We start from the raw sequence: 12,220 nt of genomic DNA on the forward strand, positions 1-12,220 counted from the left end.
TTTTTGTATTACTTGCGGTTCTTTTGCCGGTCGTTTTTTTCTTCAAAATCCTCCTGGCTGATACAGGTAAACCATTGTCTAAACCAATAAGTCCGCAATCTGTAATCAAAAACCTCTCTCCGGCTTCGACCGGGGATGAGCAATTGAGTATGGCAGAGGTTGTTCAAAGGACAAGGAAACTTCAGATGCCTTTTATAGCCAATGAAGGGCAAACCGATGAAAGGGTAATGTTCTATGCTAACACATTTGGGGGAACGGTATTTGTAACGAAGAATGGAGAGATTGTCTATTCCCTGCCCCAACGAAAAAATGGAGGGGCCGACGTCCATGCCCACAACAGACCGGTAAATCCTCATAAATCCCCCATTAACAAAGGGGAAAAGGGAAATGCAGGGGGATTTGACGGTATGCATCATCACTCGCCTGCAAATAGCCCGTCAGTAAAGGCTGGCGGACAGAATGATACGAAGCAGGATGACGGTAAACAAGGCCATTCCGAAAATAAAAAGAAACAAGGGACAAGGGGAGTAGTATTGAAAGAGGAGATGGTAGGCGGCTGGATTGGTAAGATAAAAGGGGAAAAGAAGGCCACCACAACTGTGAACGACTTCAGAGGAAATGATCAATCGAAGTGGAAGACCAATATCCAGACGTATGATGTGGTGACGCTTGGGGAAGTTTATAATGGAATAGAACTAAAACTGAAGGCGTACGGGAATAACGTCGAAAAACTCTTTTATGTAAAGCCTGGCGCAGACCCCACGGCGATAAAACTGAGACTGAGCGGTGCAAAGACATTAAAAGTAAATGAAGATGGACTGCTTGAGGCGGAGACGGCGTTAGGTATCGTCAAGTTCACAAAGCCCATAGTCTATCAGGAATCCAAAGTTCCTTCTACCACTACAAAAAAAAGCCGTTCTTCCGCTCCCCTTGCGGGAAAGGGTAGGGGTGAGGGGGATCTCAGTGACAGACAATACATTGAGGCTGCTTATGTTGTAATAGGTAATGAGTATAGTTTTAAACTTGAAGACTATGACAGGTCACGGGAGGTTGTAATTGACCCACTCCTTGAGTCCACATACTTGGGAGGATCCGGAGGATCTGGTGCGGACTATGGTAATGCTATAGCCATAGATTCAGGGGGAAATATCTATGTGACTGGTTCGACTGGGTCACCAGACTTTCCCACAACTCCCGGCGCCTATGATACTTTTTTTAATGGTAGTGATTATGCCTTTGTGTCAAAGCTCAATAGTGACTTAACCAGCCTCCTTGCATCCACCTATTTGGGAGGAGTTGGCGAAGATTCTGGCAATGCTATAGCCATAGATTCTGGGGGAAATATTTATGTGACTGGTTCAACCGGGTCAACAGACTTTCCAACTACCCCGGGTGCTTATAATACTTCCGGTAGTGGCTTTGTATCAAGGCTAAGTAATGATCTAACCAGCCTCCTTGCTTCTACATATTTGGGAAACGCAGGCACTTCAATAGCCATAGACACTGGAGGAAATATTTATGTGGGGGGGGGTGACACCGTATTTAAGCTCAATGGGGCGTTAACAAGTCTCCTTGGTTCCACATCTTTGAGTGGAGGATCTATCAGTGCTACAGCCATAGATTCATATGGAAATGTCTATGTAACTGGTTCGACCGGGTCATCAAGTTTTCCAACAACCTCGGGTGTCTATGATGATTATTTTAATGGCGGTAGCGATGTCTTTGTATCAAAGCTTAATAGTGCATTAACGAGCCTCCTTGCATCCACCTATCTGGGAGGAGATGGCGAAGATTCTGGTAATGCTATAGCCATAGATTCGGGGGGAAATATCTATGTGACTGGTTCAACAGGATCAACAGACTTTCCAACAACTCCAGGTGCTTATGATACTTATTTTGATGATTATTATGATTTTAATGTCTTCGTATCAAAGATCAATAGTGATTTAACCACTCTCCTTTCATCCACATATCTGGAATGGGTTGCCAGTGATGCTGGCAATGATATAGCCATAGACTCAGAGGGGAATGTATATATTACGGGTGGTTCTAATGTATTGAAGCTTACTGGTGATTTAACCAGCCCCCTTGCTTCAAAATATTTGGGTGGAGGATATGGAGATAGTGGAGGATATATTAGCGCTATAGCCATAGACTCAAACGGGAATATATATTTAACTGGTTCGGCCTGGTCATCAGACTTTCCAACAACTCCGGGTGCTTATGATACTTCTTTTAATGATGGTTATGATGTCTTTGTATCGAAGCTCAACGGTGATTTGACCAACCTTCTTGCATCCACATATCTAGGAGGGTCTTCCGGTGGCTTTGATTACGGTACTTCTGTAACTATTGACTCAAGTGGGAATGTATATGTAGCAGGTTCGACTAGTACGTCAGGTTTTCCAACAACCTCGGGTGTTTATGACACTTCTTTTAATGGTGGTCATGATGCCTTTGTATCGAAGCTAAGTAGCGATTTAACAAATCTCCTTGTATCCACGTATCTGGGGGGTTCTGACGATGATTATGGTAATGCTATCGCCCTCGATGCAAGCGGGAATGTATATGTGACGGGTGAAACTTTGTCATCGGACTTTCCAACCACCCCGGGCGCTTATAATACTTCCGGTAGTGCCTTTCTAGCAAGGCTCAGTAATGATCTAACCAACCTCCTTGCTTCAACATATTTGGGATCTGGCTGGGGTTCAGGCGATTCGATAGCCATAGACTCAGGGGGAAATATCTATGTGGCTCGTGGTTCTGCTGTGTTGAAACTAAATGATACATTAACAAACCTCATTGCTTCCAAATCTCTGAACGGAGGGGTGATCCAGGATATTGCCATAGGCTCAGGGGGAAATATCTATGTAGCTGGCAGTACTTCATCACCAAACTTTCCAACAACTACGGGTGCCTATGATACTTCTTACAATGGTAGTACTTATAGAGAAGATGCCTTTGTATCAAAACTCAGCGGTGATTTAGCCAGCATCCTTGCATCCACGTATTTAGGGGGGACTAATTGGGATTATGGCCGTTCTATTGTTATAGATTCAGGGGGGAATGTATATGTAGCTGGCTGGACTAACTCAGCAGACTTTCCGACAACCGCTAGCGCTTATGATACTTTTAAAGATGGTTGGACAAATGCTTTTGTATCAAAGTTAAGCGGTGATCTAACAAAACTCCTTGCATCAACATATCTTGGAGGGTCTTCCGGTGAGTTTTGCTATTCTCTAACCATAGACTCATGGGAAAATGTCTATGTGGCTGGCAGTACTTCATCATCAGACTTTCCAACAACTCGAGGCGCCTATGATACTTCGTTTAACGGCATCCTCACTGGTAACGAAGATGCCTTTGTATCAAAGCTCAATAGTGATTTAACCAGCCTCCTTGCATCCACATATCTTGGAGGAGCTAGCAGTGAATTTTGCATGTCTATAGCGATAGCCCCAAATGGAGATGTCTATGTGACTGGTGCGACTTGGTCTTCAGACTTTCCAACAACCACTGATGCATATGATCCTTCTCTTGCTGGTTATAGTGGCGGTCCTACTGATGCCTTTGTATCAAAGTTTGACAGTAATCTTTCCGCAAATCCGGTGACCGTGCCTTATGTGAGCCTGAATCTAGCCGTGGATGGAAACTTAGACGAATCGGCATGGGACATTGCAACCGATGTGAGTAATGTGGTCATTGGGACTACGAACAACACCGCAACGTTCGGGGTACTCTGGGATAATACCTACCTCTACGTAGGTGTTAAGGTGCTGGATGATACCCTCTATAATGACTCAACGTCTGTGCATGAAAATGACAGTGTGGAGATCTATATTGACGGCGACCATAATCACGGTACGACATACGATAGTTACGATCGTCAGTTCATTAAAGGATGGAATGATGAAACACTTTTTGAAAAAAATGGTAAGAAAACGGACGTATTGCATGCCTGGGCGACAATTACTGGCGGGTATAGTATAGAACTGGCCATACCATGGAGCAATCTGGGAATTACCCCCACGGCAGGTATGACCATTGGCTTTAGTGTGGGATACAATGATGACGACGATTGGTCGGGTCGTGAAGGACAGGTTGTCTGGATAGGAACGGCAAATAATTATTTGGATACATCGGCACTGGGAGACATTGTCCTTGGAGAAGCACCAGCGCCAAGCCCGGAAATTATTAATGACCTTGTTGCCTTTAAACCTGTACGATCAACATATCAGACTACTTCTGATACAACCGGTTGTGGGGATGAGTTTGTGGGGCAGTTTAGTTTCGATGCAACGCTGAAAAACAAAAGAAATAACCCTCCGCTTACGGATCTCGTGATGGAGGTTGTAGAATTAACGAATAACAACGTATTGCAAAATGCCGATGGAGTACCAGGCGGGGTGGGAGCAAGGTTGACTGTTCCAAATATTGGTGATTATGCCGATGGCGTACTAAGCCCGGGGGAATCGGTAGATGTCTCTTTCATTATTTGCTTAACTGAGAGCAAGTCGTTTGGTTTCGTTGTGGATGTATTGGGGATTAAGGAAGGACAAACAGATTCTTTACAAGTTGCAGAACTCCAATCAACAGACATTAAACCAGGTCTTGCAAAATTCGGGAAAGGATCAGGACTTATGAGAAAAGGTTTCTTTCGCAGATTCCATCCTTAATTGGAAATATGTTTTGAACACATACTACACATAACGCACGTAGCGTAAAAGGAGCGGCATATGAACACGGTAAGGAACAAAAGGGAAAGGGGATATGGAAGTTTTGCTTATTTGGGGTATGCGCAGGTGCTATTCATTTCATTCACAGTCTTCGCACTATCTGTGCCACGTACCATTAATGCTACTGATTTTCTTGTCAGTAACGTTTCACAATTGATTAATGCAATCAATGACGCTAACAATGAAGTTGAACATCCGGGAACCGATACGATTACCATGGCGGCTGACACCTATACCCTGCCGGATGTGTATAACGATACCACCCATACCGACGGACCAACGGGCTTACCTTCTATCAGAAGCAATATCACCATAAAAGGTGCTGGTGCTGACACCACCATCATCGAACGTAGCGATAGTGAACCTTTTTTTCGTATTTTTCATGTTGCTGATACAGGAACTCTGGAGTTAGATGGACTAACCGTTATGAGAGGTGCTACTGCTACTGAACGAGTTCCTGAGGATTCAGAACATGACGGCGGTGGTATCAGGAATCTCGGCAAACTGACAATAAAAAATAGCACAGTCAGCGACAATATGGCCGGTGACGATGCTGGAGGCATCTATAACGCAGGCACGGCAATAATTACCAGTAGCATCATCAGCAACAATATAGCCCATTCCAGTTGTGGTGGCATATGGAACCTGGGAACGATGACAATCATCAACAGCACCATCAGCAGCAATCAGAGCATAGGAAGAACTGTTAGTGCTGGTGGTGGAATCGGAAACAATGGAGATTTAACGTTAAGCAGTTGCACAGTCAAAGACAATGCTGACAATGGCGGCACTGGTGGCGGCGGTGGTGGTATCATCAATCATTCTGGAAACCTGACGATAAATAACACCGATATTAGTGGTAATTATTCTGTTTTCGAGGGGGGCGGAATACACCACAGAACCGGCACGATGACAATTATTAACAGCACAATCGCTAATAACACTGTACCATACCACGATGGTGGTGGCATATGGGTTAATTTTCTAGCACAATGCTTGCTCATCAACTGCACCGTCAGCGAAAACAGTGCTGGCCGTGGCGGCGGCGGAATTGCTTCACCCGTAGGAAACACAAGCGTAAAAATACAAAACACCATCATTGCTGGAAATACAGCGTCACAAGGGGCGGCGCAAGATTGTTTCGGTGATATCATATCACTGGGCAATAATCTTATTGGCAATACTACTGGTAGCCACGTCAACATCATCCTTCAACCAAGCGACCTCACAGGGGACTCAGGTTTGGGCGCCTTCACCGATGACGGGACACCTGGCAATGGCCACTTCCCACTGCTATCAACCAGCCCTGCCATTGATGCAGGCGCCAATGACGTGTATCAGGATTATCCTGATACACAAACTGACCAGCTTGGGAATCCTCGCACAGATGGCAATGGCGATGGTAGTGTTGTATGCGACATTGGTGCAGTAGAGTACCCAGGGATTGTTAATGACTTTGTTAGATTTGTAAGGGATCGTTCAACTTACGTGATTACTACTGATACCACCGATTGTCCACCTGGATTTGTTGGAAAATTTAGCTTTGGTGCCAAACTTACAAACAAGAGCAGCAGTCCGCCCCTTACAGGCCTTGTGGTTTTGGTTAAAACATTGACAAATGGAAATCTACTCCATAATGCAGACGGAGGGGATGGTGGAGAAGGGGCAACAATGACCATTCCATTGACAGCAGATGCTTATGCGGATGGTGTACTAAGCCCGGGAGAATCGGTAGATGTCACTTTCATTATTTGCTTAACGGAGAGCAAGTCGTTTGTTTTTGTTGTGGACGTGTTGGGGTTTGAGACGGAAGAACAAACGGATCAGGAAGTGACGAGCGCAGATGCATCACAAGTCAAAAAGCAATTAAAGAAAACAAAATCCAGGACTAAGGGTAAGAGATTCTTTGGCAGATTCCGTCCTTAATCAGAAATATGTTTTGAACACAGAAGGGTGCACGGAGAAATACCCTGCGTACCCTGTGGTTATTCTTCACAAAAAACAATGATAGGAGAATGAAAAATGTTAGAAAAAATTTCAGCAGGACACATAGGCCAGGTAGTTACAGGGATAGGTGATTCTCACGCCAGGAAGCCTTTTGCAGAACCCAAATTAACCTTCGTAGAACCAAAGCTTACGAAACACGGGGATGCAACCAAAATTACCGGCAATGGGCTATTTGGTACCTTTACACCGTAAATGAAAATAAAGAAATATTTTATCATAATGTAAGGTTTCATTTACCCATGACAACGCAAAGGGTCTTCTCTGAAAGATCCTTCGTTTCCCTCAGGATAAATAAAAGCAACTTATTATGGTAAATTATATTGTTGGCCTTTATTTAGTTATAATAAGTAAACTCATAAAAAAGAGGATGGGAAGATAGGAAGATGAGAGGTTGGGAGGATAAGAAGTTGAGATGACTGAAGCAGGGGTTAATTTCTATTCTTTATACGAAATAACCGTTGGGGTTCAGTGGAAAGGGGAAGGGATTGGATATGAAATTGAGCAGTTCTTCTATTCCTTCCCCTTTACTCAAATATACAATGGCGGTAAGCCTGCTCACATTGAATTGAAATTCGTAGCGACAGATGTCCCCTCGCATATCCCATATACGGCATCACAACCACTCAACGGCTATGATTCTTCGATTTACGAGGCAGATGGTCACGTTTACCTCACCGACGGATTATCCGTTTTTCAGCTCCAACTTCAAGCGGGAACAGGGCTCGTAACCCTTCATCGCTCTTTTAAGGAAAAACCTCCTTTATCGAAGTATAACTTCTTTCTTGTCGGCCTTATCCATCTCCTTTCTTCCCGGGGTTTCTACGACCTTCATGCTGCCGGGCTTGTCAGGGATGGGATGGGCTATCTGTTTTTAGGGGAGTCAGGGAGCGGAAAATCCAGCACTGCCCTTAGTTTGGTCAGTCAGGGCTGGCACTATGTCTCAGACGATGCCCTTTTTCTTAGATCATCTGCGGACGGGATAGAATCCCTGGCCTTTCGGAAGCATTTTTATCTTGATCCTGCCTTGTCCCGGCAATTCCCTGAAATAGATCCTCATCTTAAGGGATCAGCAATGGGAAACCATACAAAACGATTTTTAGATGTAGAATCGGTCTACCCCGGTCGATTTCAACCAAGCTGTTTTCCAAAGGTATTGATTTACACCCAAATAGTTCTTCAACCTGAGAGTATGTTGATACCCGTAGATAAAACAACTGCTTTTATAAGATTGATGAGGCAAAGTTCATCGCTATTTTTTAAACGTCAGGCGGTCAATGTACATTTAGAGGCCATTAAGCGGCTTGTATCTCAGTCAGATAGTTACGAACTCCTTGCAGGACGCGATTTGTATGAAGAGCCGGAGAGAATTTCAGAAATTTTATCAGGTTTAATTGTTTAGCTACCAAGACACAAATAGGAGCATTCCCGATTTTTTGTAACCGTTCATGTGGCCAGGGTTTCAAACGGAACCACGGAACACACGTAACACAGGTAAAACAACTCTGACAGGGTTGATACTACTGTACATTTCATTAAGACATGGCAGAAGTCACAAAAAACCGGGAATGCCCCCGACATGAAAGCTGCAAGAGACGTGGCAAGCCTGTCCCCCGCTGGCGGGGGATTAAGGGGGTGGAATTGTCTGCGTAGAAAATCCAGGAGGCTTATCCATAAGCATTCCCAAACTGGATACTTCACTATGTTTAGTACAAGGTTTTGGAACGAGCCGTGCGTCGTTTACGCTGCATAGATACTTTCGCGGGTTCACTCATTAGAAGGCTTTTGTCAAGGACAAAATATCTCCGGTCGCAAAAATATCTACATTTTCACGTTTTGAATACCCCTCCAAGTACGGAATCGCTCTTACTGCTGTTTACGAAAATGACTATACCGTTCACGTTTATCTACGCCCGTGGTATTTCGCAATTGTTTTGGTATCGTTCTCATCCGCACCATTCACCCATCGGGATCAAGGCTTTGTGAAAGACTTTCTCACCGCCCCTGACTTATCTTCTGTCCCAGAAAACCATCGGTTCCATACCAGTGTCCAATCGTTATTCACAGAATATTCGGCTCTACGGCCAAAACCTCACGGCTCATGGTATGGGCAGATCAGAATGGAATATTCTTTTTCGCCGATTCCTTTACCGGCACAACTCATAATAAAAGGTGGAACAACTTCCAATCAGGTTTCATGGATTGGTTACCTAACCCGCAACCGGTTCCTTGCACCACCTAATCTGCTTGCTACCCAAACATTTTTTTCTCGTCGTAGTTTACTTGCTCCTTTATTATGTAATAACATGCCCTGGCCAGCTTATTGCTCAAGGCTTTCGTTGCCAGAACTACATGGCTCTTTGACGCCTTCCTCTGATGCCATTTCCTTCCCTTTTCGCAAAATCTTACGTGAAAATGCGCTGCCTCCACATACGCCCACGCAAGGTATTTATTCCCGTTCTTACGGTTTCCTTTCCCTTTGCTCTTACCATTCGATAATTTTTTTGCCGATACGCATCTGCAATAAGATGAATACATCCCCACATCACTAAATCGCTCTATGTTCCCAGTCTCCAGCATTATCGTCATTGCCAGGATTTCGCCTATCCCAGGCACCTTGAGCAATTTCTTATACGGCTTCTTTAGCTTCACCTCCTTTAATACCGCTTTCTCTATCTTGTATATCTGCTTATTTAATACCTCTATTACCTCGTGATCGCACTGTGCTGACATGGTCAAATGCACGTCGCTGAACATCCCCATTACCTCTTCGTTACTCAGCTTCTTTATCGTATCACCGCTTATCGGTACTCCTTTGTTACGGTTTACCATCGTTTGCATACTCAATATATGCGCTGTCCTTTGTTGTACCAACATCATCCGCTTCCTCAGTAAATCCCTCACTGACCGCGTCTCTTTGGGATAAATATATCCCTCTGGTAATATCTTTAACCGTAACATCTTTGCCAACCAAAACGAATCCCTCGTGTCGTCAATGTACTTTAATCCCTCATACTGCTGCATTGCCGATGTATTTGCCAGGTGTACCTGATAGCCTGCCTCCATCAGACCATCCACTATCCAGTACCAGTTAAAGGTCGATTCTACTACTATACCCTTTATTTCTTTTTTGTATGGCTCTAATACGCGCTTTATTTCATTGATGTCATTACGGTTTCTCCTCTTGAATACCTTCCGATCCTCCTCATCGAGTATTCCAATATAATTATTATCACCATGTAAATCTATTCCTACGAAATATCCCATTGCTCGCTCCCTCCTTACTTTGTTATTATTTAACAATCGCCTTTCACGGTATCCTCCATTTTACCATGAAGAGTGCGCTCGGAGGTGCCTTCTATATGATTATCAGGTTTGTAACCTGAACCAAATGTTTTATACTTTCAATCCAGCCTTCTATTAGCAGAACAAATGACAAATAAATTACAGATAGGTTCAGGCTTCGTCGTGAGCCCAGCCGAACGGTTGTAAACCTGAAACCGTTGGGAATCGTGTAATATTTACGCTGAAGAGATGCTTTTATACAGTAATACTACAATGCCGGGAATATTGATAGAACTTACCAATCGCTGTAATTTAAGTTGCCATCATTGCCTTGATGGAAGGCATAGTGGTGACGGAGACCTGAAAATAGAAATCTTAGAAAGAATTCTCCGGAATGCCAGGGGGCATGGCTTTGATTACATCTCCTTTACTGGCGGAGAGCCAACGTTGCATCCCGGATTTACCGAGATGCTCACGATGGTATCAGAAGCTGGATATAACTTTGGCTTTGTAACAAATGGTTGGAATTTTACCCGAATTTATGAGAAGTTGCTCCCGCATCTTAATAGTCTTACTGGAATTACCTTTAGTTTAGAAGGTGCAAGGGAGGAAACACATGACATGCTTCGTGGAAAGGGTTCGTATCGCCGGGTGATGCAGGCAGTAAGCATTTGCGTGGTAAAAGATATTCCCTTCACCTTCAATACGGTCATTACGTCCCACAGTCGGGGTGAATTAAATGAAATAGCCATGCTTGCAGCAAAACTGGGAGGCCGGGGACTCAGGCTTGGCCATCTTATTTCAACTCCCCGAATCGTATCAGAAAATATGGACATTTCGCCGATAGAAAGAAGGCAAACAGAAACTATCATCTGTCAGCTCCAGAAAACATTTTCCATTCCTATTGTTATGGCATCGGGATACTATACGACCGAACTCTTTCCTTGCGCTTCGCTTAAAATGGAAGAGATTAACATCGACTGGCGAGGCAATGTCACCATGTGCTGTAATTTATCGGGACATGGAGAAGATGTGGGAAACGATGATATAATAGGCAATTTGAATGAGATGAGTTTTTCTGAGGCTTATGTAAGTTTGGTTGAGGCTAGTGGGAAATTTCAAAAAGAGAAGCTTGAACACTACAGCAATGGTAAATTTAGAGATTCAGATTATTTTCCCTGTTGGTTCTGTTTGAATTATTTTAAGAAGGTAGACTGGCTGAAAGAGTTTTCGGGAAACCCCTGGTCTCGCATGGTTTGGACGGAAGTGATATTTGCATAATATCAAGATTATTAAACACACTCCTAAATCCCCTCTTGAAGGGGGGACTTCTTATCTCCCCTCCTTCGCAGATAGGAAGGGATGGGAGGTCTTTCACTTCATATTGAATAATTACGAGAAATACTGAAAAGGAGGTTGATAAAAGATGCTGGAGTTAAATTATAGGGTAACGCCTGACCCTGATGTTGTTATTACTGAATTAGAGGGCAAAGAGGCCGTCCTTCTCCATCTGGGCACGAAGATGTACTTCACCTTAAATGAAACAGGACTGCGGATCTGGCAAATGCTCAGTAGCGGTCTTACGGCTGGAGAGATAAGCGAAATAATTCAAAATGAATTTGATGTTTTACCTGAAAAGGCCAGAGAAAGTGTACTGAAACTTATTCATGAACTTATCCGTGAAAAATTAGTGAAGGTTGTAGATGGGTAACAAAACTTGTGCTATTAAAAAATTCAGGACTCATTTTAGCTCCTTCGGGGAGATATGGCTTTTTACCCGAATTTTTCTCCTGATTAACGTTTTGCCTTTCCTGTTCAGATTTTTGTCCCTGCCCAGGGTTATGAAGATGCTTGCACCACGGAACTTTAGAGTTTGCCGTAACAAAGACCTGGAAAACATGAAAGATAAGATCGTAAAATTTACAGACTACATATTGAGGCATAACCTTTGGACAGACAAAAATATCTGTCTCAGGCGGTCTTTAGTTCTTTATCACTTTTTACGTAAATTGGGAATAAACGTCTTTGTTTGTTTTGGAGTGAGATATAACGGGAGGTTCTCTGATGGAGAGGCAAAAAAGAAATTGGAGGGCCATGCCTGGCTTCTTTATCATGGGGATATTTTTCTGGAAAGAAATGCAGAAGTAACTAAAACTTATACGATGACGTATTGTTTCCCTGATAAGATATAGTAA

The 12,220-nt window shown here is 43.6% G+C and carries 8 protein-coding genes; 7 read left to right on the forward strand and 1 reads right to left on the reverse strand.

Annotated features, from left to right (window positions below):
- Positions 1 to 149 precede the first annotated feature (149 nt).
- The 4 genes from M5U24_RS06245 (at position 150) to M5U24_RS06260 (ending at position 8,142) form a co-directional block, all read left to right on the forward strand.
- Positions 150 to 4,676 (forward strand): SBBP repeat-containing protein, encoded by a 4,527-nt coding sequence (locus M5U24_RS06245; RefSeq protein WP_298201876.1) that lies wholly within the window; start codon positions 150 to 152, stop codon positions 4,674 to 4,676.
- Positions 4,677 to 4,736: 60 nt separating this feature from the next.
- Positions 4,737 to 6,662, forward strand: coding sequence for a right-handed parallel beta-helix repeat-containing protein (locus M5U24_RS06250; protein ID WP_099326786.1), 1,926 nt, complete (start codon positions 4,737 to 4,739; stop codon positions 6,660 to 6,662).
- A gap of 96 nt (positions 6,663 to 6,758) precedes the next feature.
- Positions 6,759 to 6,935, forward strand: a complete 177-nt coding sequence (locus M5U24_RS06255) for a hypothetical protein (RefSeq protein WP_157820744.1) — start codon at positions 6,759 to 6,761, stop codon at positions 6,933 to 6,935.
- A gap of 220 nt (positions 6,936 to 7,155) precedes the next feature.
- A complete protein-coding gene (locus M5U24_RS06260) occupies positions 7,156 to 8,142 on the forward strand; it encodes a hypothetical protein (RefSeq protein ID WP_099326785.1) in 987 nt (328 codons plus the stop codon).
- 848 nt (positions 8,143 to 8,990) lie between these two features.
- Here the strand turns inward: M5U24_RS06260 and M5U24_RS06265 are convergent.
- Positions 8,991 to 10,007 (reverse strand): IS110 family transposase, encoded by a 1,017-nt coding sequence (locus M5U24_RS06265; protein WP_099323925.1) that lies wholly within the window; start codon positions 10,005 to 10,007, stop codon positions 8,991 to 8,993.
- A gap of 267 nt (positions 10,008 to 10,274) precedes the next feature.
- Here M5U24_RS06265 and M5U24_RS06270 point away from each other — a divergent pair, with 267 nt between their 5' ends.
- From M5U24_RS06270 to M5U24_RS06280, 3 genes are all read left to right on the forward strand, one after another.
- Positions 10,275 to 11,306 (forward strand): radical SAM/SPASM domain-containing protein, encoded by a 1,032-nt coding sequence (locus M5U24_RS06270; protein ID WP_099323534.1) that lies wholly within the window; start codon positions 10,275 to 10,277, stop codon positions 11,304 to 11,306.
- 145 nt (positions 11,307 to 11,451) lie between these two features.
- The gene (locus M5U24_RS06275; RefSeq protein ID WP_099326784.1) at positions 11,452 to 11,736 is read left to right on the forward strand and encodes a PqqD family protein; all 285 of its coding nucleotides are present in this window, start codon (positions 11,452 to 11,454) and stop codon (positions 11,734 to 11,736) included.
- Positions 11,729 to 12,217 (forward strand): lasso peptide biosynthesis B2 protein, encoded by a 489-nt coding sequence (locus M5U24_RS06280; protein WP_099326783.1) that lies wholly within the window; start codon positions 11,729 to 11,731, stop codon positions 12,215 to 12,217. The genes M5U24_RS06275 and M5U24_RS06280 overlap by 8 nt, the downstream gene beginning before the upstream one ends.
- Positions 12,218 to 12,220 lie beyond the last annotated feature (3 nt).

The organism is Candidatus Kuenenia sp. (assembly GCF_027493735.1).
Classification (GTDB): domain Bacteria; phylum Planctomycetota; class Brocadiia; order Brocadiales; family Brocadiaceae; genus Kuenenia; species Kuenenia stuttgartiensis_A.